Origin of the sequence: Streptomyces sp. NPDC002057 (assembly GCF_040296665.1) — a bacterium.
Taxonomy (GTDB): Bacteria; Actinomycetota; Actinomycetes; order Streptomycetales; family Streptomycetaceae; genus Streptomyces.
The window spans coordinates 266,049-289,754 of the sequence record NZ_JBEOXR010000003.1 but is presented as its reverse complement, the minus strand read 5'-3'; the positions used below and the strand labels follow the sequence as shown (position 1 = coordinate 289,754).

General features: G+C 74.0%; 19 protein-coding genes. 7 read left to right on the top strand and 12 right to left on the bottom strand.

The window, feature by feature from the left end; all coding sequences use genetic code 11:
• The first annotated feature begins 134 nt into the window (after positions 1–134).
• The 3 genes from ABT129_RS04565 to ABT129_RS04555 all read left to right on the top strand — a co-directional run bounded on the left by ABT129_RS04565 (position 135) and on the right by ABT129_RS04555 (position 2,701).
• Positions 135–1,229: an enoyl-CoA hydratase/isomerase family protein gene (locus ABT129_RS04565; protein WP_351896448.1), complete on the top strand. Its 1,095-nt coding sequence runs from the start codon at positions 135–137 to the stop codon at positions 1,227–1,229.
• A complete protein-coding gene (locus tag ABT129_RS04560; RefSeq protein WP_351896446.1) occupies positions 1,226–2,149 on the top strand; it encodes a glutaminase in 924 nt (307 codons plus the stop codon). Before ABT129_RS04565 ends, ABT129_RS04560 begins: the two co-directional genes overlap by 4 nt.
• Before the next feature lie 84 nt (positions 2,150–2,233).
• Positions 2,234–2,701 (top strand): NUDIX domain-containing protein, encoded by a 468-nt coding sequence (locus tag ABT129_RS04555; RefSeq protein ID WP_351896444.1) that lies wholly within the window; start codon positions 2,234–2,236, stop codon positions 2,699–2,701.
• 15 nt (positions 2,702–2,716) lie between these two features.
• On the opposite strand, the gene ABT129_RS04550 is transcribed toward ABT129_RS04555, so the two are convergent.
• The 8 genes from ABT129_RS04550 to ABT129_RS04515 form a co-directional block, all read right to left on the bottom strand.
• Positions 2,717–4,090: an aldehyde dehydrogenase family protein gene (locus ABT129_RS04550; RefSeq protein WP_351896442.1), complete on the bottom strand. Its 1,374-nt coding sequence runs from the start codon at positions 4,088–4,090 to the stop codon at positions 2,717–2,719.
• A gap of 112 nt (positions 4,091–4,202) precedes the next feature.
• Positions 4,203–5,978, bottom strand: a complete 1,776-nt coding sequence (locus ABT129_RS04545) for an asparagine synthetase B family protein (RefSeq protein ID WP_351896440.1) — start codon at positions 5,976–5,978, stop codon at positions 4,203–4,205.
• A gap of 63 nt (positions 5,979–6,041) precedes the next feature.
• Positions 6,042–6,587 (bottom strand): hypothetical protein, encoded by a 546-nt coding sequence (locus ABT129_RS04540; protein WP_351896438.1) that lies wholly within the window; start codon positions 6,585–6,587, stop codon positions 6,042–6,044.
• A gap of 43 nt (positions 6,588–6,630) precedes the next feature.
• The gene (locus ABT129_RS04535) at positions 6,631–7,569 is read right to left on the bottom strand and encodes a hypothetical protein (RefSeq protein ID WP_351896436.1); all 939 of its coding nucleotides are present in this window, start codon (positions 7,567–7,569) and stop codon (positions 6,631–6,633) included.
• Complete coding sequence (locus tag ABT129_RS04530; protein WP_351896434.1) at positions 7,566–8,669, bottom strand: hypothetical protein; 1,104 nt, start codon at positions 8,667–8,669, stop codon at positions 7,566–7,568. The genes ABT129_RS04535 and ABT129_RS04530 overlap by 4 nt, the downstream gene beginning before the upstream one ends.
• Positions 8,666–9,724 carry a hypothetical protein gene (locus ABT129_RS04525; RefSeq protein ID WP_351896432.1) on the bottom strand — a complete coding sequence of 353 codons (1,059 nt, stop codon included), beginning with the start codon at positions 9,722–9,724 and terminating at the stop codon, positions 8,666–8,668. The genes ABT129_RS04530 and ABT129_RS04525 overlap by 4 nt, the downstream gene beginning before the upstream one ends.
• Complete coding sequence (locus ABT129_RS04520) at positions 9,721–10,488, bottom strand: cupin domain-containing protein (protein WP_351896430.1); 768 nt, start codon at positions 10,486–10,488, stop codon at positions 9,721–9,723. Before ABT129_RS04520 ends, ABT129_RS04525 begins: the two co-directional genes overlap by 4 nt.
• 165 nt (positions 10,489–10,653) lie before the next feature.
• Positions 10,654–11,322, bottom strand: a complete 669-nt coding sequence (locus ABT129_RS04515; RefSeq protein ID WP_351896428.1) for a lysophospholipid acyltransferase family protein — start codon at positions 11,320–11,322, stop codon at positions 10,654–10,656.
• Between the two features lie 225 nt (positions 11,323–11,547).
• Here ABT129_RS04515 and ABT129_RS04510 point away from each other — a divergent pair, with 225 nt between their 5' ends.
• Positions 11,548–12,063: a hypothetical protein gene (locus tag ABT129_RS04510; RefSeq protein ID WP_351896426.1), complete on the top strand. Its 516-nt coding sequence runs from the start codon at positions 11,548–11,550 to the stop codon at positions 12,061–12,063.
• Between the two features lie 147 nt (positions 12,064–12,210).
• Complete coding sequence (gene secD, locus ABT129_RS04505) at positions 12,211–14,520, top strand: protein translocase subunit SecD (RefSeq protein ID WP_351896424.1); 2,310 nt, start codon at positions 12,211–12,213, stop codon at positions 14,518–14,520.
• Between the two features lie 59 nt (positions 14,521–14,579).
• On the opposite strand, the gene ABT129_RS04500 is transcribed toward secD, so the two are convergent.
• The 4 genes from ABT129_RS04500 to mgt form a co-directional block, all read right to left on the bottom strand.
• Positions 14,580–15,935, bottom strand: a complete 1,356-nt coding sequence (locus tag ABT129_RS04500; protein ID WP_351896422.1) for an MFS transporter — start codon at positions 15,933–15,935, stop codon at positions 14,580–14,582.
• 258 nt (positions 15,936–16,193) lie between these two features.
• Positions 16,194–17,960 carry a sulfatase gene (locus tag ABT129_RS04495; RefSeq protein ID WP_351896420.1) on the bottom strand — a complete coding sequence of 589 codons (1,767 nt, stop codon included), beginning with the start codon at positions 17,958–17,960 and terminating at the stop codon, positions 16,194–16,196.
• Positions 17,957–18,526 carry a PadR family transcriptional regulator gene (locus ABT129_RS04490; protein ID WP_351896418.1) on the bottom strand — a complete coding sequence of 190 codons (570 nt, stop codon included), beginning with the start codon at positions 18,524–18,526 and terminating at the stop codon, positions 17,957–17,959. Before ABT129_RS04490 ends, ABT129_RS04495 begins: the two co-directional genes overlap by 4 nt.
• 285 nt (positions 18,527–18,811) lie before the next feature.
• On the bottom strand, positions 18,812–20,008 hold the full coding sequence (mgt, locus tag ABT129_RS04485; protein ID WP_351896416.1) for a macrolide-inactivating glycosyltransferase: 1,197 nt from the start codon (positions 20,006–20,008) through the stop codon (positions 18,812–18,814).
• A 133-nt stretch (positions 20,009–20,141) separates the two neighbouring features.
• Here mgt and ABT129_RS04480 point away from each other — a divergent pair, with 133 nt between their 5' ends.
• Positions 20,142–20,933, top strand: a complete 792-nt coding sequence (locus ABT129_RS04480; protein ID WP_351896414.1) for an NPP1 family protein — start codon at positions 20,142–20,144, stop codon at positions 20,931–20,933.
• Positions 20,934–21,234: 301 nt separating this feature from the next.
• Positions 21,235–23,601 (top strand): collagenase, encoded by a 2,367-nt coding sequence (locus ABT129_RS04475; RefSeq protein ID WP_351896412.1) that lies wholly within the window; start codon positions 21,235–21,237, stop codon positions 23,599–23,601.
• Positions 23,602–23,706 lie beyond the last annotated feature (105 nt).

Genomic DNA, 23,706 nt, shown 5'->3' with positions numbered 1-23,706 from the left:
CACCGCCGGCCCCCGCGTCCCCTCCCTCCTCCTCGACGGCCGGCCGTCGCCGGTCCCCGGATCCACCTCGGCCCCGGCCCGGACCGCCCGGTACCGTGACCCGGACAGCGAGCCGCGCCACCCGAAGGGACCGAGTGATCGTGCCGACCGGAACCGCCGACATACTCCTCCGGACGGAGGGCCGGGCCGGATTCATCACCCTGAACCGACCCCGCGCCCTCAACGCGCTCACCCATCCCATGGTCCTCGCCGTCGACGCGGCCCTGACCGCCTGGGAACACGACCCGGCCGTCCACACGGTCGTCATCGAGGGCGCGGGCGAGCGCGGCCTCTGCGCCGGCGGCGACATCCGCGCCATCCACGACGACGCGCGCGCCGGAGGCACCGCGTCCGAGGCCTTCTGGCGCGACGAGTACCGGCTCAACGCCCGGATCGCCCGCTACCCCAAGCCCTACGTCGCCCTCATGGACGGCATCGTCATGGGCGGCGGCGTCGGCGTCTCCGCCCACGGCTCCGTCCGCGTCGTCACCGAGCGCTCCCGGGTCGCCATGCCCGAGACCGGCATCGGCTTCGTGCCGGACATCGGCGGCACCCACCTCCTCGGCCGCGCCCCCGGCGAGCTCGGCACCCACCTCGCCCTCACCGGCAGCCCGGTCGGCGCCGCCGACGCGATCCTCACCGGCCTCGCCGACCACTACGTCCCCGCCGCCGAACTGCCCGCCCTGGTCGAGGACCTGACCCGGCTCCCCGCCCGGGATGCCGTCGCCCGCCACGCCGCCGCGGCCCCGCCCGGCGTCCTCGCCGAGCAGCGCGAGTGGATCGACACCTGCTACCGGGCCGAGATCGTCGAGACCGTCGTCGAGCGCCTCTTCGACACCGGCGCGCCCGCCGCCAAGGAGGCCGCCACCACCCTCCTCACGAGGTCCCCGAGCGCGCTCAAGGCGACCCTGGCCACCCTGCGCCGCTCCCGCTCCCTCGCCACCCTCGAAGAGGTCCTGGACCTGGAGTTCCGGGTCTCCTGCGCCGCCCTGACCACCCCCGACCTCGTCGAGGGCATCCGTGCCCAGGTCGTCGACAAGGACCGGAACCCCCGCTGGACCCCGGCCACCCTCCCCGAGGTCACGGACGAGGCCGTCGCCCGCCACTTCACCGCGCCGGCCGGTGGGGACCTCGGTCTCGCCGCCGCCCGCCGGGCCGCCGAGGACCAGGGACCACGGACCGGCGCGTGACCACGAACACCTCCTTCCAGCCGGTGCTCGACCGCATCGCCGAGGAGATCGACGCCCTCGCCGGCCGGGGCACCCCGGCCGACTACATTCCGGCCCTGGCCGCCGCCGACCCCACCGACTTCGGCATGGCCGTGGCGGAACTCGACGGCACCGTCTACGGGGTGGGGGAGTGGCGCCGTCCCTTCTCCACCCAGTCCGTCACCAAGGTCTTCACCCTCGCGCTCGCCCTCGCCGGAGAGGGCGACGCCCTCTGGGCCCACGTCGGGCGGGAGCCCTCCGGCGACCCGTTCAACTCCCTCGTCCAGCTGGAGTACGAGAACGGGATCCCCCGCAACCCGTTCATCAACGCCGGAGCCCTGGTCGTCACCGACCGCCTCCACCGCCTCACCGGCGACGCCTCCGGCAGCCTGCTCGCCTTCCTGCGCGCGGAGACCGGCAACCCGGACCTCGCCTTCGACACCGACGTGGCCGCCTCGGAGGCCGCCCACGGCGACCGCAACGCGGCCCTCGCCCACTTCATGGCCTCCTACGGCAACATCACGGGACCCGTCCCCGACCTGCTGCGCGAGTACTTCCGCCAGTGCTCCCTCGAAGCCTCCTGCGCCGACCTGGCCCTCGCCACCGGCTTCCTGGCCCGCCACGGCCTCCGCGCCGACGGCTCACGGCTCCTGACCCGCAGCCAGGCCAAGCAGGTCAACGCCGTCATGCTCACCTGCGGCACCTACGACGCGGCAGGGGAGTTCGCCTACCGCGTCGGCCTCCCGGGCAAGAGCGGCGTCGGCGGAGCCGTGGTCGCCGTCGTGCCAGGGCGCTGCACCCTCTGCGTCTGGAGCCCGGGCCTGGACAGCCGGGGCAACTCGGTCGCCGGTGTGACCGCCCTCGACCGGTTCACGACCATCACGGGCCTGTCGGTCTTCTGATCCCACGGGCCGCGGGCATGGCGCGGGACGCGGTGGGCAGGCTGCCGGGGTCGTCCGACCCGCCCGCACCGAGGAGCGCCCCGCATGACCGTCCCCACCCGCATCCGAACCTCGGCGAAGGCCGTCGTCCTCCACGAGGGATCCGTCCTCCTCACCCGGAACGTCTGGAACGGCAGGGAGGGGTACTTCCTGCCCGGCGGGGGCCAGGAGACCGGCGAACTGCTGCCCGACGCGGTACGCCGGGAGGTGCGGGAGGAGACCGGGCTGACCGTGGAGGTCGGCCCGCTGCTCTGGGTCCTGGAGGGCTGGATGGAGAGCCCCGGCCCCCTCGCCTCGGAGAACTACCACCGCGTCGAGGTGGTGTTCCTGTGCACCGTGGTCGGCAGCCCCGAACCCGGCGGCGGCACCGAGCAGGACACCGACCAGATCGGCGTCGACTGGGTCCCGCTCGACGGGATCGCCGCCCTCGAAGCCCTCTCGCCCCGCTACCGCGCCCACCTGGCGCTCCTGGCCTCGGGCGATGTCCCCCGGGCGTCCTACCTGGAGCGCTAGCGGTCCGTCCGCGGGCTAGGAGGGACGCGCCAGCCGGACCGTCACCGTCTTGGGCCGCTGGTACTCCTGGAGGGCCAGCGCGCTCAGATCGGTGCCGTGGCCCGAGGCGCCCCGCCCTCCGTGCGGGAGCTCCGCCGTCTGCACCAGGTGGCAGTTGAGCCAGGCCTCGCCCGCGTCCAGGGCGGCGGCCAGCCGCAGGCCGGCCGTGAGGTCGGAGGTCCACACGCTCGCCGCGAGCGCCTGCGGGACGCCGTTCGCGAGGGCCAGTGCCGCCTCCACCCCGTCCGCCCTCTGCACGGTGAGGAGCGGTCCGAACACCTCCTCGGTGACGGCCGGGTCGTCGTCCGGGACGTCGGCGAGCAGACGGGCGGGCCGCCAGTGCCCGGCCTCCTCGCCCGGCGCCGGGGCGATCTCCGCGACGAGGTTCCGCTTGGCTCCCGACGAGGCCACCAGACGGTCGTAACGCTCCGCCTGGTCCGCGTTGTTCAGCGGGCCGAAGTCACGGCCGGCCACTCGGGCCGCCAGCGCGGCTGCCAGCCCCTCGACGGCGGCCTCGTGGTTCTCCGCCAGGGTGATCACCCTGGCCGGGGCGGCACAGCTCTGCCCGGCGTTGTACGTGACGGCGTCGGCGAGGGACGCCCAGGTGTCGGCGGGCGCGTCGGGGAGGACGATCGCGGGAGCGTTCCCGCCCAGCTCCAGGCTGACCCGCCGGGTCCCCGCGCGCACGGCCACGTCCGCACCCGCGTGCCCGCTGCCCGTGAACGCCACCATGTCCACGGCGGATCCGACCAGGAGCCGGCCGGTCTCCCGGTCACCCGGAAGGCACTGGAGCACGTCCGCGCCGAGCGTCTGCCCCGCGTGCTCGGCGAGGAGCAGGAGGCTGTCCGGGGTCGTCTCGGCCGGCTTCGCCACCACCGTGTTCCCGGCGGCGAGGGCCGGCGCGCAGCGCCAGGCCGCCATCAGGAGCGGATAGTTCCAGGGCACCACCGCGCCGACCACCCCGACCGGCTCCCAGCGCACCCAGCTCTCGTGGCCCTCGACGAGACTTCCCGCGGCCGGGGCGGTACGGGTCCTGGCCGCCGTCGCGTAGAACCGGAACAGGTCCACGACCTGCTCGATCTCGCCCGCCGCCTCCGCCTCGGGCTTGCCCGTCCCGGCCCGCTCACGGGCCACGTACTCCGCCGCGTGCTCCTCGACCAGGCCCGCGAGCCGGTCGAGGCGGCGCCCGCGGTCCTTGGGGGTCAGCGCGCGCCAGCCGGGGAGCGCGGACCGGGCGGCGGACACGGCGGCCCGGACCTCGGGCAGCCGGGACCGGACGGAGGTGCCGCGCGGCGCGCCGGTCCGGGGGTCGGTGAGGTCGACGGGCGGCGTGGGGGAGCTGGTGCTCATGACGGCCTTTCACGGAGCGGCGGTTCGGTGGACCGGCGTATCGGCGGAGCCGAGGTGCGGTGCCGCGGACGGGTGGATCGGTGTACGGGCGGTTCGCTCCGCCGGGCGTGGTTCACACGTCGTACGACCTCAGCCAGAGCTCCAGGGTGAGCACCAGCCACAACTTGCCTCCCTGCCGGGGCAGCAGGGCGCCCTCGCCCCGCAGCCAGGCGCGGACGGTCTCCGGCCGGAACAGCCCGCGCTGCCGGGACCGGGGCCCGAGCAGGAGGTCCTGGCCGAGGTCACGGAGCGGGCCCGTCAGCCACTGCTGGACCGGGACCCGCATCCCGCTCTTGGGGCGGTCGACCACGGTGTCGGGGAGCAGGTCCCGGACCGCCTCCTTGAGGATCCACTTCTCCGCCGTGCCGCGGAGCTTGAAGGAGGGCGGGGTCGCGAAGGCGTGGTCGACGACCGACCGGTCGAAGAGCGGGGAACGGCCCTCCACCCCCTGCGAGGAGGTCAGCCGTTCCACCTTGGTGAGGATGTGGTGGGCGCCCTTGGTGCGCAGGTTGCAGTGGAGCAGCTGGTTCAGGAGGTGCCCCATCCGGTACGGGCTCCCGCCGTCGGCCGTCAGGTACGGCGCCACGTGCCGTTCCAGGGGCGGGGCGTCCCGCAGGGCCTCCAGGGCCGGCGCGGTCAGCAGGTCCGGAAGGTCGGTCCAGCATTTCCGGTACGAGCGCAGGTACGCGGTCGCCCGGTCCTCGTCCCAGGGCGCGCCCGGCGTCCGCTGCATCTCCTGGACCAGCATGGGGAGGTTCTTCGGCCCGCCGAAGACGGGGTCCCCGCCCTCGCCGTTGAGGACGACGGAGGCGCCGTCGGCGGCCACGGCCTCGGCCAGCATCAGGTTCGGCACGGTCAGCGGGTCTCCGACCGGGCTGTCGAGCAGCGCGGCCGCCTCGGCGAGCCGGGCGGCGACGGCCTCGCCCGAGACGTTCAGGACCCGGTGGCGGGTGTGGCAGTGGGTGGCCACCAGGCCCGAGTAGCCCAGCTCGTTGGGCAGGTCGTCGCCGAAGCTGATGGAGTACGTGTGCACCGGGTGACCGTGGAGTTTCGCCGCGAGCGCCGTGACGAGAGAGCTGTCGATCCCGCCGGAGAGCAGCACGGCGGCCGGCTCGGCGTCGGGCAGACGGCTCGCCGTCGCCCGCTCCAGCAGGGCCCGCAGCTCCAGCACATGACCGCCGGGGTCCGCCGGAACGGGCTGCTCGATCCACTCCCGGGGCTCCCAGTGGACGGTCTCGGTGGACGTCCCGTCGCGGCGCAGCCGGAGCACCCGCCCGGGCAGCAGCTCCCGTACGCCGGTCAGCAGGGTCTCCTCCCCGGGCAGATAGGCGAAGGTGAGGAAGGAGCGGACGGCGGACAGGTCCATCGACGTGCCGAGCGCGGGCCAGCGGCGCAGGGCGCGCAGCGAGGTGGAGGCGGCCCAGGCCCCGTCCGCCCGCGCGTAGAACAGGGTGCGGGCGCCGACGTGGTCGCGGATCAGCACCAGGTCCTGGCCGTCGAGCACGGCCAGGACGAACATTCCCTCGGCCCGCGCGACCCCCGCGTCCCCGAACAACGCCCAGGAACGCAGCAGCAGTTCGCCGTCCGAGCAGCCGGGCGGCGGGGGAGAGGCCCGTTCCGCGAGGGCGGCGAGCAGCACCGGCCGGTTGTGCAGGGTGACCTCTCCGACCGCCGTCCGCCCGTACGCGGTGAACGGGCCCCGGGCGCTGCCGTGTTCACCGGCGAGCAGCGAGAGATCGGCACCGGCGACCCCGGCCGGGACGTGATCGGGCCCGAGGGCTCCCATCGCGTCGAGATGGGCACGGGCCTGCCCGGTGGTGGCGGCCAGACAGGCGCAGAGTCGTGCCACGTACGGCTCCCTCTCCTTGGGTTCTCCGGGTGTGTCGGGGTGCGGTGTCGCCGGGCGTCCGGCTCAGCCGAAGTCGTCGTCGCTCCAGGCGTCCTCGTCGCCGTCCCAGTTCGCGTCCCAGTCGTCCCCGTCGTCCGAGCCGTCGTCACCGGTGGCCGTGCCACCGCCGCCGTCGCCCCCGGAGGAGGACTGGGCCTGTGCCTGCTGCTGCCGCAGGGCCTCCTCCTGCTCGGGGGACATGCTCAGCGGCGGCAGCTGGGCGGCGGTGATGGCGAGCGTCGCCACACCCAGGCCGGTGAGCAGCGCGCCCATCCGGCCGCCGAAGGAACTGCGGTTGACCAGGACCCGTTCGCCGCGCGCCCACAGGGTGCGGCCGTAGCCGATGTCCCGGGCGTAGGTGGCGGTGCCGTCGGCGAGGCTCCGTTTGATGATGCGGTCGCCGATCAGCTCGTCGGTGCCCGAGCCGCCGCGGTTGTCGTGCCAGCCCACGAGCTGCGGCCGGCCGGGGGTGCGGCGCCGCCACTCCTCCAGGCCGTCCTCGTAGGTGCGGTGGACGGTGCCGTCGGCGAGCAGTTCGTCCGTGTAGCCGATCTCTTCGGGACGGATCATGGTGTGCGTACCTCGGGTGTGTGGAAGGGGGCGCCGGGACGGGTCACGCGGCGGGCCAGGTCATGAAGCCGGTCCCGCGCAGTCCGCGCAGGCCGCTCCAGAGGGTGTCGCGGGGCGGTCGGGGCCCCTTGGTCAGGCGCAGGACCGTCCGCACGAGGCGGGCCGGGGGCACGGCCGCGACCTGCGCGAACCGTCCGCTCGCCAGCCACTGCGCCTCCCGGGTCCGCAGCGCGGCGGGCCGGGCGGCGAGTGCGGCGTGACCGGGTGCCGGGCCGCGCCCGGAGGCCAGGCGCAGGGCGGCCGCGTGCCGGGGCACCAGGCCCAGGGAGACCACCCGGACCCCGGGCACCGCCCCCAGACCGGCCCGGACGCGGGCGGGGAGGGCGACCCCGGACGGGCTCGCGTCGTGCAGGACGTGCACGGTGGCCCCGCCGGCCCGCTCCAGTGCGGCGAGCAGCCGCGGGTCCAGGGGCAGGGCGTCGGAGGCGGCGAGGACCGGGCAGGCCGCCTCCAGGTGCACGTGGTTGGCGAGCAGCATCCCCGCGATCGAGCGGTCCTGGCAGAGGAGCAGGCGGGGCAGCCCGTAGTCGTAGAGGTCGGGCTCCGAGAGCACGGCCCGGGAGCCGTCGGTCCGCTGCCGGGGGGCGGGCGGCGGTGGGAGCAGTCCCGGTACGGTCTCCCGGCCGCGCGCCTCCAGGGCGCGGGTGAACACGGGCAGCCGGAGCACCGGGGCCGGGGTGCCGGGGATCCGGCCGAGGAGGGCCGGGCCGGGGGACAGCACCCGGCAGGTCTCGTAGTAGAGCTGGCGCTCGGTGAAGCGGAGCCCGCCGGGTGCGGCGGCGCGCGCCGCGGCCACGGTGATCGCCCGGTCGGCCAGCGCGGTCATGGCCCGGTCGCTCAGTCCGGTGAGCCCGGTCAGCGCGTGGGTGCCGGGGCGGGCGGTCCGGCCGGTGCGCCGGGGCGGGAGGGGTCGCTGGCTCATCCGGCCGGGGTGCCTTTCGTTCGGGACGCGTCGCCGACCGGTGCCGGCGCCTCGGCCGGCCAGGTCAGGAAGCCGTCGGTGGCCCGCGGACCGGCGGGCCGCGCGGTCAGCGCCCGCTCCACCGCCGCCGTGACGACGGATTCGAGGCGGAGCGGCGGGACGGCGGCGAGCGGGCTCCAGAACCCCTCGGCCAGCCAGGCCGCGTCCTCCTCGGGCAGGCCCGCGACGGAACGGAGCTGTTCGGCGTCGACGACGGGCGCGGCCGAGAACCGGCGCACGGCACCGTCCCTGCGACGGACCGCGGCGACCGGCAGTCCGGCGTCCACCACGACCCTGCCCGGGTGGGCGAGCCGCAACAGCGGGGCCAGCAGCACCCCCAGGGCGCTCGCGTCGTGCAGGACCACCACGGGGAGCCGGTCGGGAACGTCCGCCAACGCGTCGTGCGCCGTCGCCGGTTCGGCCTCGACCAGGAGCGTCCTGAGCCGCGCGGGAACGCCGTTGGCCCGGAGGAACACGGCGACCGCGTGGTCGGTGCAGAGGACGACCGCCGTGGGGTCGCCCACGACGGGCTCGCGGGGCGGCGGGGCGTGCGGGCCGTCGTCCACCACCCCCGGCGGCAGCTGTCCGTACGCGATCCGCCAACTGCCGACCATCAGCCCCCGGAACACGTGCTCGGGCGGGGAGATGGACGAGCCGCCCGGCCGGGCGGGCGTGCGCCTCATGAACGTGGCCGCTCCGAGGACGGCGACGGCGGCGGTACCGCTCAAGGCCGCCCACCGACCGTCGACGAGGACGACGCAGAGGACCAGGAGGGCGGTGACGGGCAGGGCGACGAGCCACCGGACGACGGCCGGGACGCCGTACGCGCGCAGCGGACCGTAGGCGTGGCTGAACGTGCGGCTGAGGTACCAGAGCTGGGTGACGGTCACCTTCAGCCGGCCGTCGTCGGTCGCGGCCGCGGCGATCCGCCGGATCCGCAGGTCGTTCATGCCCCGGCCGTCGCTCTTCGGGTCCAGCGCGAAGCGGCCGGCACAGTGCGCGCACACCTGCCCGGTGCGCTCCTTGGCCGCCAGCCGGGCGGCGCAGTGCGGGCAGATCATCGGTCACCCACCGGGTCGGGGTCCGTCGCGTCCGGCCAGGTCAGGAAGCCGAGCTCGGCGGCGCGCCGCCGGTCGGGGTCGAGCCCGCGGGTGAGCTGTGCGGCGACCCGCTCGACGACGGTGAGCAGCCGGCCCGGCGGCAGACCGACGAGCGGGAACCGCCAGCCCCGCCCGAGCCACTTCAGCTCCTCGGGCGTGAACGTGCCGAGCCCGGCGAGGAGGCGCATGGCCTCCGGGCCGGGCCTCCGCCGCGGGTCCCGGTAGGGAACGGCCTGCGGCAGGGACCGGACCGTACGCAGGGACGGCCCGGCGTCGACGACCCTACGCCCGGGCAGGGCGTCCCTGAGCCGCCGTACGAGCAGTTCGCCGTCCGCGTCGATGTCGTGGAGGACCAGCACCGGACCGCCGGACGGGACCGCGCGGGCCTCCTCCGGGGTACGGGCCAGGGCGAGGCCGTGACGGGCGGGCAGTCCGTCGGCGACCAGGAAGGCGACGACGGCGCGGTCGGGGCAGACCAGCACCCCCGTCGGACCGGCCGCACCGGTCACGGCCTCGGTGCCGCCGGCGGAACTCCCGGTGTCGATCACTCCGGCCGGCAGGGTCCCGTACACCGTCCGCCATGCGGCGAGCACCTGCGTCGGGAAGGCCTCGCGGGTGACGGGCGGGAGGCCCTTGCCCGCGCCCGACGCCCGGGCGAGGCCGATCCCCAGGCCGGTGAGGACCATGGCGGCGGTGACGAGCAGCGGGTACGGGGTCTCGGCGACGAGGGCCGCGACGCTGGCCATGACGCCCACCACGGCCACCGCGCCCAGACAGCCCTGCGCGTACACCCCGCCGCGGAGGCGCTTGCGGGACAGGGCGTACCAGAGCTGGTCCGGGACGATGTGGATCCGGCCCTCCTCGGTGAGGGCGGTGGTGATCCGGCGTATCCGGAGGTCGTTGAGACCGAGCGGGTTGGTCTTGGGGTCCAGCGCGTAGGCGCGCTTGCAGTGGGAGCAGCGGTTGCCGGTGCGTTCCCTGCGGAGCAGGTCGCGTTCGCAGTGCGGGCAGATCACCGGGGCACCTCCAGGGCGGCGGCCACCCGGCGCAGTCGGGCCGCCAGCCGTTCCCGGACCGTGGTGGCGGCGATGCCGTGGGTCCGCTGGGCGTGCTCGATGTCGCGGAGCGCGGCGGCCAGGGCCCGGTAGTCGGTGAGGGAGTCGGTGAGCGCTCCGGCGGCCATGGCGCCCGAGCCCGCAGGTCCTCCCGTGCCGTTGGGAGCGCCGAAGGACGCCCGCGCGCGCCGCTCGGCCTCGGCCGCGGTGATCGCGTAGTCCTCGTGGTCGATCCCGTACCCGGTGTTCGCGGCGAGGATGGTCAGCGGCGCGTCGCCCCGGTTGGCGAAGGAGTGCGGCATCATCTCCGGGATCCGGATCAGCGTGCCCGGCGTGAGCGGCACGTCCGTGACGCGTCCGCGTGCCTCGTCGTAGAGCCCGCAGGCGGCGTGCCCCAGGCTCAGGACGAAGTGCTCGCCGCCGTGCGCGTGCGGCGTGAAGGCGCTGCGCGGGCCCACGACCCCGAGTTTGACGGTGGCGTTGGACGGCCGCTCGGGCGAGGTCGCCGCGTCCCCCACCAGGTAGTGGGCGAACTGCCCGTCGTCGATGAACCGCAGGAACTCCCGCTCCGGTCCCAGCTCCCTGAGCCCCTCCCGGTCGGCGAGCAGGATGCCGCCGTCGGGCCTCAGGTGGTACAGCTCCACTCCGCCCGGCAGGTCGCGCGGGACCCCGTCCGGCATGTCCTCCGGTATCCGGTCCTGCGGTCGCACGGCTTGTTCCGCCATCGCGCCTCCCCCTGACGCCCGTCGCACGCGTTCACGTACAACCACCGCATGGTAGATCGCCGTTCGGCAACTGCGGGAGTCCTGGGCGTGACTCCGGGGGGTCCCCGAGGTGAACGCCGGTCCTCTCCGGACCCACCTCGCCCACCAGGGGCGCCGCTGCGCCGTTCAGGACGTCCGGTGCGCCGCCGGCTCGCCGAGCGCGCCGGCAGCCGTCCGCCACGCCTCGGTCACCGCCCCGTGCGCCAGCGCCGTCGCGGCGGTCACGTCGTCCGGCAGCCGGATCGGGGTCCCGATGTGGACGTGCAGGCAGGGGCGGCGGAGGGGCGCCGTGAGCACCCCGGCGATCTGCTTCACGCGCCCGCCCGACGTGATCCGGCGGGCACCGGCCTGGCCGATCGGCACGACCGGCGCACCGGTCGCCCCGGCCAGTCGCGCGAGCCCGGTGCGGAACGCCTCCGGCGGGTTCTCGGCGGCGTCCGGACGCGACGGGATGCGGCCCTCGGCGTACAGCATCACGTGCCGCCCCGAGGCGAGCGCGACCGCCGCGTGGTCGAGGGCGGCCGCCGCGCGGGCCGAGTTCCGGTGGACGGGCACGTATCCCTCGCGGGTCAGGGCCCGCCCGAGCAGGGGGATCCGCCAGAGCCCGGCCGTCGCGAGCAGGACGGGCTCGACGGCCAACCGCCGGCGGAGCGCGGCGAGGACGAGCGCGGGGTCGGCCGTCGAGGTGTGGTTCACGACCAGGATGCTGCCGGGTTCGAGGCGGGCCCCGGGATCGGTGGTGACGGTCAGCCGCCCGAAGAACGGGACGACGTGAGCGGCGATGCGGCTGAGCACGGGAGGGCCCCCTGGAGCCGAGGACGACGAGCTGACCCGTTCATCGTGCGAGATCGCGCGGCACCTCACATGAGCACGCGTACTCAGCTCCCGTACCCAGCCGTGCGGGGCGGGTACTCGGTGGCGGACGGCGTCCCGGGCCGGTCTAGGCTGGGCACCGACGGGGCAGCGTGTCCGCCGGTGGCCGGGACCGGGCCGGCGGAACCGAGGGGGAGGGGCGGGACGGTGGGAACTTCGGCGCGACGACTCGCGACCCTCCTGCCCGCGATGCTCTGCGCGATCTGGTCCCTCCTGGTGCTCCCGGCGCAGGCGGCGGGGGCGGCGGACCGCCCGGTCCCGGCTCCCGTCGGGACCACGGCGCCGACACCGGTCCCGTCCCCGAACCCGGCTGCGCCGACGCGGGGTTCGACCCCGGGCTCCTGGACCCCGGACTTCTGGACCCCGGGATCCTCGGCACCGGGATCCTCGACCCCGGCCGCTCCCACCACCCCCGGCGCCCACCAGCGCGCCACGTCGCCCGAACCGCACTTCGCGCCCACCGCCTTCGTACGCCTCCCCGCCGCCGTCGAGAACCCGGTGCGGAACCCGGTGACACCCGCGACCACGGGCGTCGTTCCCGCCGACCTCTCCCCGCCCGCGCGCGGCGTCCTCGCCGGCGACCCCCGCCGCGAGCGCGCGCCGCCCGGCGGCCCGCGCGGCCCCCGCGATCCCCGCGGTCCTCCCGCCACCCGGCACAGCTGACGTTCTCCCGCGTCGCCGTCCGGGCCATCGGCATGCCCCGGACCGGTCACCGACGCGTGTCCGACCGTACGTCCGGCACGGACGGCGCCCGCCCCCGCGAGGGGCGCCCGCCGTCTCCGTGCGCTGCCTGTGGAGTTGTCCGTACCGATGTCCTCTCGTTCCGCGCTCTGGCGCGCGCTCCTCGCGCTCGCCGTCGTCGCGCTCTCCCTCTGGATCACCCTGACCACCCCGCCCCGCCTCGGACTCGACCTCCGCGGCGGGACCCGCATCGTCCTCCAGACCGAGGACGGGCCCACCGCCCGCGCCGACGCCGCCGCCACCGACCGGGCCGTGGAGGTGCTCCGCAAGCGGGTCGACGGCCTCGGCGTCGCCGAACCCTCGCTCGCCCGCTCCGGCGATCGGCGCATCGTCGTCGAACTCCCCGGAGTGAACGACCCGCGCCAGGCCGCCGAGGTCATCGGCCGCACCGCGCAGCTCACCTTCCACGCCGTCACCGGCGCCGCCCCGGCGTCCGCCGGTCCCGCCGCCCAGGACGGGACGCGCGTCCTCGCCGACCCCGACGCCCCCGGCGGCCACCTCACCCTGGCGGCACCCGCTCTCACCGGTGACGGCGTCAAGAGCGCCGAAGCCGTGCTCGACACCACGAGCGGTCGCGGCTGGACGGTCGATCTCTCCTTCCGCGACCGCGCCGCCGACACCTGGGCACGGCTGACCGGGGACGCCGCCTGCGCGGCCCCCGGAGACCCGGCGCGCAGGGTCGCCATCGTGCTCGACGACCGCATCGTCTCCGCGCCCGCGATGCAGTCCGGAGTCCCCTGCGGCACGGGCATCGGGGGCGGCTCCGCTCAGATCACCGGAGGGTTCTCCGCCCACGAGGCGCGCGATCTCGCGGCCCTCGTGCAGGGCGGCGCGCTGCCCGTCCCGGTGACGACGATCGAGCAGAGCACCGTGGGCCCGACCCTCGGCGCCGAGGCGATCCGGGCGAGCGCCCTGGCCGCCGTGATCGGCCTCGCCTGCACCGGACTCTTCGTCATGGTGGTCTACCGGCTCCTCGGCGTCCTCGCGACCGCCGCCCTCCTCCTGTACGGGCTCATCTCGTACGCGGCGGTGGTCGCCCTCGGTGCCACGCTCACCCTCCCCGGCCTGGCCGGTTTCGTCCTGGCCATCGGCATCGCCGTCGACGCGAACGTCCTGGTCTTCGAACGAGCGAGGGAGGAGTACGCGGCCCTGGGTCGGACCGGCGGACGCGATCTGCGGCGACCGCTGACGATCGCGTTCGGCAAGGTGTGGAGCGCGGTGGCCGACTCCCACATCACCACCCTGCTCGCGGCCGGCCTCCTCTTCGTCTTCGCCACCGGCCCGGTCAAGGGCTTCGGCGTGACCCTGGCGATCGGTGTCGTCACCTCGCTCCTCACCGCGATGGTGGTCACCCGGCTCCTCGCCGACGTGGCACTGCGCCTGCCCGCGGTGCGCCGACGGCCGGCGGTCACCGGCATGGCGGGGCTCGGCCGGCTGCGGACCCGGCTGACCCGGCGCGTCCCACGCCTGATGGCCCACCGGCGCCGCTGGCTGCTCTCCTGCGCCGCCCTCCTGATGGTGGCCCTCGCCGGAATCGGCGTACGCGGGCTCGAATTCGGGGTCGAGTTCACCGGCGGCCGGGTCGTCCAGTACACGGCGGAACGCCCCGTCGACGCCGACGCGGCCCGGTCGGCGATCGCGGCGGCGGGCTTCCCGGACGCGGTCGTGCAGACCACCGGCGCCGCCGACGCCGCCGACGGCGGAGACGTGTCGGTACGCGTCCGGGAGACGGGCGACGCCGAACAGGACGAGATCCGGCAGGCGCTCACGAAGGTCGCGGGCCCGGTGGAGGTGGAGCGCGACGACCTGATCGGCCCGAGCCTCGGAGGGGAGCTGCGCACCCACGCCCTCCTCGCGCTCGGCCTCGCGGTGGCGGCCCAGCTCCTCTACCTGACGGTGCGGTTCCGGTGGACGTACGCGACGGCGGCGGTGGCGGCCATGACCCAGGACGTACTGCTGGTGATCGGCCTCTTCGCCTGGCTCGGCAAGCCGGTGGACAGCGTCTTCCTCGCCGCGCTCCTCACCGTCGTCGGCTACTCGGTCAACGACTCCGTCGTCGTCCTCGACCGGCTGCGCGAGTTGCGCCGCCGCGGCGGGGGCGTCCCGCTCGCGGACCTCGCCGACCGGGCCGTCGCCCAGACCCTCCCGCGTACCGTCAACACGGGGATGGGCGCCCTCTTCGTCCTGGTGGCGCTCGCCGTCCTGGGCGGCGACTCCCTCACCGACTTCTCCGTCGCGCTGCTCGCGGGCGTCGTGCTCGGGATGGCGTCCACCGTCTTCACGGCGATGCCGCTGGCCGTCGCCCTGGAGAACCGCCGCCCGGCAGCCGCTCCCGCCGCCGCGCCACGGCGGCGGGCGGGCACCGGCGCCGTCGTCTGACCACGCCACGGCGGTCCGCCCCCCCTCCCGGGGGACGGGCCGCCGTCCGGCGCGGGGGATCAGGCCGCCGAGGCTCCCAGGGCCCGTTCCCGGCGCAGGTCCAGTGCGCGCTGCACCCGGGCCACATCGTCTGCGTACGGCCGGTGGAGGAGGGTGAGGAAGGCCCCGTTGACCAGCATCAGCACCACCAGCACCCAGAGGAACACCGTCCGCAGGCCGACGGTGTCGCCGAGGACCCCCGCGCCGAGGCTGAACACCGCCCAGGCGATCGCCTCGAAGACGGTGATGTAGACCGCGAAGGCGGCGCCCCGCAGCTCGGGCGGGGTGACGGCCATGACCATCGGCCGGTTCACACCGGGGTTGACGCCCTGGGTGAGTCCCATGAGACCGAAGAAGAGGGCGAAGAGACCGATGCCGGCGTAGTCGATCTGGGTGCCGAGGAACGCGGCCCCGGCGAAGGCGAACTGGGCCCCCTGGAGGACGGCGACCAGACCGTGGCGCGGACTGCGCCGGGCGGCCCAGTCGGCGAGGAAGCCGCCCAGGAGCGTGCCCGCGAAGTAGCCGATCCCCATCGGGAGCAGCACGACCGAGGCGACCTGGGTGGAGAAGCCGTACACGTCGACCAGGAACACCACCCCGAACGTACCGATGAGGAGGTGCCCCGAGAGCAGCCGCGAGACCAGCAGGATCACGAAGCTCGGGATGCGGAACAGCGCCACGACCTGACCACGGGTGATCCGGCCGCCCGTCCCGCGCGCGGCCGGATCGAGGTCGGCGAGCTGTCGCTCCGAGGCGCCGCGCCCCGGGTCCCGCAGCCAGATCCACAGGGCGACGCCGAAGAGGACGTTCACCGCCCCGATGCCCCACAGCCCCCAGCGCCAGCCGTCGTCGAACCCGGCGAGCTGCCCCTTCAGGGCCGCGAACAGCGAGGCGGCCAGGGCGAGGACGCCGTACATCACACCGATCGCGCGGCCCCGGGACCGGCTGTCGAAGAGGTCGCCGATGTACTCGGTGGCGATCGGTCCGGCGGCCGCGTACCCCGCCGCGAGCAGGGTGCACAGCACGAGCAGCTGCGTGAAGTCCTGAGCGAACCCCGCCGCGATGCCGAAGACCCCCCAGAAGCCGGTGGCCACCACCAGGACGCCCTTGCGCGACCACCGTTGGGCCACCCACACCCACAGCGGACCGGCGAGCACGCCGACGATCTTCCCGGCGGCCGTCAGGACGCCCAGCGCCCCGAGCGAGACGCCGAGCGACTGTCTGATCACCGGGAACAGCCCGGCGATCAGACTCGCCTCGGTGTTGTCGACGAGCAGGGCGCCGCCGACCAGCGTCAGCTGGCGCCGCCGCCCCGGCACCGCGACGCCGGACGGCGGCTTCCCGGTGTGCGGGCGGTCCTCGATAAGCTCGGACATGCCTCACCTCTTTCCTTCGTGTCGTTCTTTCGCAGGGGTGATAGGGGAGGGTGCGGAGGGGCGTGAGCCGGTGACGGGGTGGCCGCCCCGTCACCGGCGTTCTCGCCGGCCCTCGGCCGCGAAGCCTCACGGGCTCGTGGGCTCGTGGGCTCAGTGGCTCCGGATTCGTGCGCTGCGCGGTCCCGGTGTCCGTGAGCTGCTCGGTCCATGGGGTTCGCGCGGCTCACGGGTCCGTTGCGCTGGGTGGGACTCTCCGCGTCAGAGCTTCGCGAGTTCCTCCGCGACCAGCCGCAGCTTCTCGACGGGCAGCAGACCGCCCGCCATCGCGGCGATGTCGATCAGCGGCGTGGGCCCGAGGAACTGCAGGAGCTCCGAGTCCGCGATCCCCGGCAGGTGCCGCGTGAGGATCTCCACCGCCACCGGATCGCCGATCAACGCCGCGACCGGCGTCCGCAGGGAGAGGCGCCCCTCCGGGAACTCCTCGGCGCGCGGCAGCGGCAGCGAGGCCCGCCGAGCCTGCTCGCGCTGCGCCCGCACCAGCAGATGGGCCTCGGTCACCGGACCCCCGGCGGGCAGACCGAGCCGCTCGTACTGGCTGGGCGGCGCCTCGGTGCGCCGCATCAGCTCCACCAGCAGCGTCGCGAGCCGCAGCTCGAGGACGTCGTCGACGAGCGGGTCCAGTTGCTCGGGGTCCGTCTCCAGGTCGAAGAGCAGCGTGCCGTGCTGGAACGGGTTGACGAAGGTCCGCCCCGGCATCCGCAGGGTGCGGACGCCCTTGGTGAAGCCGAAGGGCTCGGCGAGCTCCAGGTCCGTCAGCTCGGCGGGCGTGAACCGGCCCCGCATGTGCGTCGGCATCAGGGTGTGCTCCTCCAACGGCGTGTTGGAGGCGGTCACGGGGGCACGCATGTACACGTACCGGCCGTCGGTGATGTTCACGTGCCCGCCGTGGATGCCGAACAGCCCCGCCTCGCGGACGGCGGGTGCGTCGGCGGCGACGGGCAGCGGAGCCCCCTGCATGTCGGCCGGGGGCTCGACGCCGAAGAACTCCAGGAGCGTGGGGGCCAGGTCGACGGTCTGCACGAGGGTGTCGCGGCGCTCGCCCGCGCCGCCGGAGCGCGGGTCCCAGACGAACAGCGGCAGATGGACCAGCTCGTTGTACCAGGGCTGGACCGACTTGCCCCACCAGCCCTTCTCCCCGAGCAGCAGACCGTGGTCGGTGTTGACGATCAGGAGGGTGTCGTCCCAGAGCCCGTGCTCGTCCATGGCGTCGAGGACCCGGCCGAGCGAGTGGTCGCACATGGAGAGCAGGGCCGCGTACTCGTACCCGGCGTGCGCGACCTGCTCGTCCGTCTCGACGACCCGCTTGTAGTCGGGCCAGTCGAAGTGCGGTCCCTCGTACGCGTGCGGGTAGAGGTCCTTGTACCGCTGGTGGCTGAAGAACGGCTCGTGCGGGTCGAAGGTCTCGATCTGCACGAACCAGCGGTCGTCGGCCCGGTTGGTACGGATGAACTCCAGGCCGGCGTCGAAGGTGAGGGTCTGCGGGTGACGGTCCTCGGTCGCCATGTGCGGGCGGTTCACCCAGTCCTGCCGGTACACCGCGGAACGCATCCGCTTCAGGTCCTCGGGGACCTCCGGCTCGGCCACCTGCCCCTTCCAGGGATCGCCCTCCTGCCCGCGGAAGAACTCCCAGGAGTTGTAGCGGCCGTGGTAGGTGGCGCCGCCGTCCTCCCAGTAGTGGGGATGGTCGCTGGCCAGATGCGTGTACACGCCGCTCTGCTTGAGGAGTTCGGGCATCGAGTCGTCGAACGGTTCGAGCGGCCCCCAGCCGCGGTGCAGGAAGTTGTACCGCCCGGTGTGCAGCTCGCGGCGGGCCGGCATGCAGGGCATCGACCCCGCGTAGGCCCGGTCGAAGGTCACCGTACGGCGGGCGAGCCGCGCGAAGTTCGGGGCGTGGGTCCAGTCACCTCCGTAGGGCGGCAGCATGCGCCGGTTGAGACTGTCGAACATCACCATGATCGCCCTCATCGGACGGACTTCCCTTCGGTAAGGAACGTGTGCATCCGCTCCAGCCACTCCACCCACCGGTCGACCGAGGCGGCCCCGAACCGGTGCATCTCCTCGAAGACCTCGCGGGTGAGGTCCTGGTCGACCTCGGGCAGCGGATCCACGAAGAGCAGGGTCCGGTCCCGGTTCCGGTTGCGGGCGATCTGCTGGCGCCGGTGGGCGAGTTCGGTCTCGATCAGCCGGACGGCCGCCTCCCGGTCCAGAGGCACCGCGAACGCGAACCGGGTGAGGAAGTCCGGGTCCTGGAACCGGCTCGGCGGGTCGTACGGGGAGCGCACCCAGGTGAGCAGCGCCTCCCGGCCGACCTCCGTCAGCCGGTACACCTTGGCGTCCGGCCGGCCCTCGCGCGGATCGACCCGGTAGTCGACGAGGCCGTCCGCGACCATGCGGCCGAGGAGCCGGTAGATCTGGCTGTGATGGATCCGCGAGCGGATGAACTGGCCCTCGGATTCGACCCACTTGAGGATGTCGTACCCGGAGAGGGGCCGGAACGACAGCAGGGCGAGCAGCCCGTACTCCACGGTCACGCCTCCTGGTCACCTCTCTGCAGCCCTATGTGCAGAGTCACTTATGTGGCTCGATTCATATCGACGCGGCGCGGAGGCGGTCAACGAGTCCGGCCCTGGCTTATCGAGGCGTTCACAATCGGCGTGGTCCCGCCGGGGCGCGCCCACGCTCAGGCCGTTCACCGCCGGGGGCGGTCTCTCCCGGCGGTGAACGCCGGCGGGGCCGAACACGGCGGTGCCCGGGGTCCGACGGGGTTTCCGTCGGACCCCGGGCACCGGGAGGTCGGGGCAGGGGAGGGGCCGAGGTCAGGCCAGCTCGGCCTCGATCAGGTCGACGGCGCGCGCGGTGCCGCCCTCGGCGGCCATGGACGCCCGGATCTCCCGGGCCCGGCGCGCCACCTCGGGGTCGCCGACCAGCGCGAGCACGTCCTCGCGCAGCCGCTCCGCGGTGACCTCCTCCTTCGGCAGGTGGCGTGCCACGCCCAGCGACCGCAGCATGTCCGCGTTCCCGAACTGGTCGACGGCCTGCGGGACGGCCACCATCGGTGTCGCGGTGGCCAGGCCCTCCTGACTGCCTCCCGCGCCCGCGTGGGTGATGAAGGCGTCGGCCTGCCGGAGGATCGCCAACTGGGGCACCCAGGAGTGCACTTCGACGTTGTCCGGCAGCTCGCCGAGCGTGGCCGGGTCGACGAACTTCCCTATCTGCAGGACGACGTGCCACTCCGGGAGGGGGCGGAACGCCTCCACACAGGCCCGGTAGAAGTCCGGCTGCTTGGTGAAGGAGGAGCCCAGCGAGACCAGGACCACCTTCTCCGCGCCGGCCGGCCGCCGCCACTCGCCCTGCTCGGCGCGCTCGCCCTGGCAGGCGCCGACGAAGCTGTAGACGGACTCGTCGACCCGGTCGGCGTGCGGCTGGAGCGCCCTCGGGATGAGGACGACCGCGCGGCGCGGGCGGGCGATGAGCCGGTCGGGGTGGGTGTCCACCCCGTGCTCGGCGAGCCACGCCTCGAACCGCGCGTAGTACGCCTTGCCGCGCGGCGAGGCCTTGAGCTCGGCGAACATCGGCTCGGCCACCTCCTCCTCGTACCCCTCCCACGGCACGAGGTTCGGCCAGAGAGAGAGGGCGGGGACGCCCCAGGTGTGGGCGAGGACGGGGGCCGGATAGGCGGTGATGTCGTGGAGCACGAGGTCGGGCCGGTCCTTGTCGAAGGCCTCGGCGAGCTGCGGCAGCGCCTGTACGGCGTCGGCGAGGAACGGCTCGATGTTGTCGATCAGTTCCGTGCCCCAGGCGTCCGGGTCGTCGTCGGTCGGCAGCGTCGAGGTGTAGACGACGGGCGTGGCCCCGGTCTCCGCGACCTTCTCGGCGAAGGACGCGGGCACGGCGTAGCTGACGCGGTGGCCACGGGCGACGAGCTCCCGGATGACCTCCAGGCTGGGGTTCACGTGGCCGTGGGCGGCGATGGAGAACATGGCGATGTGCGCGGGGGACGCGGTGGTGGTCATGGCGACCACTCTAGATGAGACGAGACGTCTCGTCTATGTGAATTCCGGGCCCCGCCCGGCGTTGTGCCGAGTTCACCGTCGAGCCCTCTCCGTCGTGAACTGTTCATGCCAAGATGACGCCTGTCGCTCGCCCATGCCGCCCGACCCAGGGGACTCAGTGAAACCACAGGCGTACGCCACCCGGGGCGCGCTCGCCCTCGCCGGCGCCCTCACGTTGATCATCGCCCTGCCCGCCAGCGCCTTCGCGGCGCCGCCCCCCGCCCTGCCGGCCAACGCCGACGGCCTGGAGCAGACCTTCCAGCCCGCCTTCGACTACGACACCGACGGCTGTTACCCCACGGCCGCGATCGGACCCGACGGCACGATCAACGGCGGCCTCAACCCGTCCGGCGCCGTCAACGGCCAGTGCCGTGACTCCTGGGACCTCACCCAGACCAACGGCTACGCCCGCGCGAAGTGCAACAACGGCTGGTGCGCGATCATCTACGGGCTCTACTTCGAGAAGGACCAGGCCGTGGCCGGCAGTGGCCTCGGGGGGCACCGCCACGACTGGGAGCACGTCGTGGTCTGGGTGCAGAACAACCAGGCGCGGTACGTCTCCACGTCCGCCCACGGCAAGTTCAACACCTACGGCCGGGACTCGATCCGCTGGGACGGCACCCACCCCAAGGTCGTCTACCACAAGGACGGCATCGGCACGCACTGCTTCCGGCCCGCCAACACCAACGACGAACCGCCGGAGAACCACCAGCACACCTGGCAGTTCCCCAGCCTGGTCGGCTGGAACGGCTACCCGGCCGGACTCCGCGACAAGCTCAGCCGGGCCGACTTCGGCAGCGCGGTGTTCGGTCTGAAGGACGGCAACTTCGCTTCCCACCTGGCCAAGGCCAAGCCGTCCGGGATTCCCTTCGACCCGTACGCCTGACCGGCCCCGGGCGGGCGGGTGTCGAGGCCCGTCCGCCCTCACGTGCCCTCGTCGGCCGGCCGGCACCGCCGTCGAGGGCTGGGCCGCCGAAGTCCGGTCCACTTGGGGTGGATTGCCCCTCCTTGAGGGAGGGGCGGGGTGTCCTCGGAGGAACTGGGGGTGCCAGAGGGGTTGTCAGTGCAATTTCACATTACTATGTTACAGCGCACACGGTGAGATGAACCGCGGTCATACGCCGTACGAACCACCGCAGTTGCTGTTCCGATCCCCGCCCCCACCCCCCTCAACAGCAGGAGTTCTGTTGTCTCTCCACAGACGTGTGCGCTCGTCCCTGCTCGCCTCCGCCATCGCCGTGACCCTCCTGGCCTCCGCCGGCCAGACCGCCGTCTCCGCGGCCGACGCCGAGGACCGGGCCGCACCGGCGGCCCCCGCGGCCGGCGCCGCCGGCCCGCAGGCCGGACCCGAGGCCAACCCGTTCGACGAGGTCGAGCACCTCGCCGCGGCCCCCGCCAAGACCTTCGGACCGGCCCCGGCCCCGGGCGGTCTCGCCACCGGCCGCGTTCCCGGCAGGGCGAAGGACAAGGCCGCCGCCCCGGCCGCCGCGCGGACCCTCGCCGCCACCCCCGGCACCACCGCGGCCGGCGTGCCCTGCACGCTCGACGGCATCACCGGTCTCGCCCCCGAGCGGTTCGCCGACTTCCTCGCCGACCCCGCGGTCACCGCCGAGGGCTGTCTGAGCGGCCTCATCTGGACCTGGGACGCCCGGCTCGCCCCCGTGATGTCCGACGCCCACGTCCAGGCCGTCGCCCGCCGGATATCGAGCCTGGCCGCCGCCCACGACGGCCGGAACTCCTCCCATCTGGAGGAGATGTTCACGTACCTCCACGCCGTCGTGTACCACGACTTCTCGCGCGGCGAGATCGACACCACCGACGCGCCCACCGTGAACGCGATCACCCAGGCCATCACCGCCTTCGGCAACGCCGCCCGCACCTTCGACGTCACCAGGAGCAACGCGAACACCCTCCGCGAGGCCCTCTACGCCGCGAGCGGCCCCGGCCTGCGCCACCACCAGCTGGGCCTGGTCAAGCGGGTCCTCGCCACCATGGACCCGTCCCGCCCCGCCACCCACCTCGACGCCGGCTGGGCCGGGGCCGCGCTCGCCGGGCTCTCGGTGAACTACCTCGGCGTCTACCCCGGCAACCAGGACACCGCCTTCCACGCGGCCGTCGCCGCCGACCCGGCGTACCGCGCCGCCTTCAAGGCCTTCGCGACCTACGGACACCTCAAGGGCACCGCCAACGCCTGGGTCGCCCGTGACGCCCTCGGCGAGTACGGCCGCTTCGGCCAGGTCGCGAGCGCGAGGACGGAGATCGTCGCCGGGCTCGGCGGCCTCCTCGGTACGGTCGTGAGCACCTTCGGCAGCGGCAGCCAGCAGTGGGCGAAGGTCGTCGAGTGGCTCAACTTCTACGAGGCCTGCCGGCCGTACGGCGTGTGCAAGGACGACATCGAGCGCCAGATCTTCCCGTACACGTACACCTACGACAACGGGGCCATCAAGGTCCGCACCGGCCTCGACCGCGCCACCGTCGACCAGCTCTACTACGCGAGCAAGCAGGTCAAGGCCCACTTCCACCGGGTGCTCGGCACCGAGCAGCCGCTCGCGGGCGACCCCAACACCTCACTGAACATCGTGCTGTACGCCTCCCGCGCGGACTACGAGAACTACCACCCCGTCCTGACCGGCATGGACACCAACAACGGCGGCATCTACATCGAGCGCGGCGCCACCTTCTACACCTACCAGCGACGCGTCCCGCAGGACTCCTCCCTCACGCTGGAAGAGCTCTTCCGCCACGAGTACACCCACTACCTCAACGGCCGGTACGCCGTCCACGGCTTCTTCGGCGAGGGCCCCTGGTACCAGAACGACCGCACCACCTTCATGGACGAGGGCACGGCCGAGTTCTTCGACGGAGCCACCCGCGACAACGGCATAGCCGTCCGCAAGTCCCTCGTCCGCAGCATCATCGGCGACACCGCGGGCGGCGGCCCCCGGATGAACCTCAACCAGATCCTCAACGCCACCTACGCCGGCGACGGCTTCCGCTTCTACAGCTACGCCGGCACCTTCTTCGAGTTCCTCTGGACCCAGAAGCCCTCGCTGCTCCGCGAGATGTACGCGCACCTGCGGGCCAACGACGTCCAGGCGTACGACGCCTGGCGCAACCGGCTCGGCTCCGACGCCAACCTCCAGCGCGAGTACGACCGCTTCCTCGACACCCAGATCGCCAAGGTCGACGAACTCCACGTCCCGAACACCACCTACACGCCCAACGCCCAGCTGCGCGACTCCGCGCTCGCGAACGTGAAGTCCGCCTTCGCCACCGCCACCTACAACACCCCCGACTGCGTCGAGAACGGCGACCCGGGCAAGCGCCGGTTCACCTGCACCGGCCGCATCACCGCGAACCTGTCCGACTGGGCCAGCGCCGACCAGAACTTCAAGGACATGTCCGAGACGGTCGACTACTTCATCCTCGACCGCGCGGGCGCCGCCTCGAACAACCTGGCCGACATGAACTGCTCCTTCGGACCCGTCGAGATCTGGACCAACAAGGTCGCGGGCACGTCGAGCTTCAGCTGCGAGGGCCCCCTCCGCAGCTGACCCCTGCCGTCCGGGCCGGCCCCGCCCACGGGGGAGGGGCCGGCCCGGCTTCCGCCGCTCCCGGGGACCGCGTCCCCGGGAGCCTTCCCGCGCGTTCCCCCGAAC

What these genes read in the sequence shown, in the direction of transcription:
- ABT129_RS04555 (WP_351896444.1), top strand. Translation starts at nt 2,234, where the DNA reads ATGACCGTCCCCACCCGCATCCGAACCTCGGCGAAGGCCGTCGTCCTC.
- ABT129_RS04550 (WP_351896442.1), bottom strand. Translation starts at nt 4,090, where the DNA reads ATGAGCACCAGCTCCCCCACGCCGCCCGTCGACCTCACCGACCCCCGG.
- ABT129_RS04540 (WP_351896438.1), bottom strand. Translation starts at nt 6,587, where the DNA reads ATGATCCGTCCCGAAGAGATCGGCTACACGGACGAACTGCTCGCCGAC.
- ABT129_RS04535 (WP_351896436.1), bottom strand. Translation starts at nt 7,569, where the DNA reads ATGAGCCAGCGACCCCTCCCGCCCCGGCGCACCGGCCGGACCGCCCGC.
- ABT129_RS04530 (WP_351896434.1), bottom strand. Translation starts at nt 8,669, where the DNA reads ATGATCTGCCCGCACTGCGCCGCCCGGCTGGCGGCCAAGGAGCGCACC.
- ABT129_RS04520 (WP_351896430.1), bottom strand. Translation starts at nt 10,488, where the DNA reads ATGGCGGAACAAGCCGTGCGACCGCAGGACCGGATACCGGAGGACATG.
- secD (WP_351896424.1), top strand. Translation starts at nt 12,211, where the DNA reads ATGTCCTCTCGTTCCGCGCTCTGGCGCGCGCTCCTCGCGCTCGCCGTC.
- ABT129_RS04500 (WP_351896422.1), bottom strand. Translation starts at nt 15,935, where the DNA reads ATGTCCGAGCTTATCGAGGACCGCCCGCACACCGGGAAGCCGCCGTCC.
- ABT129_RS04495 (WP_351896420.1), bottom strand. Translation starts at nt 17,960, where the DNA reads ATGAGGGCGATCATGGTGATGTTCGACAGTCTCAACCGGCGCATGCTG.
- mgt (WP_351896416.1), bottom strand. Translation starts at nt 20,008, where the DNA reads ATGACCACCACCGCGTCCCCCGCGCACATCGCCATGTTCTCCATCGCC.
- ABT129_RS04480 (WP_351896414.1), top strand. Translation starts at nt 20,142, where the DNA reads ATGCCGCCCGACCCAGGGGACTCAGTGAAACCACAGGCGTACGCCACC.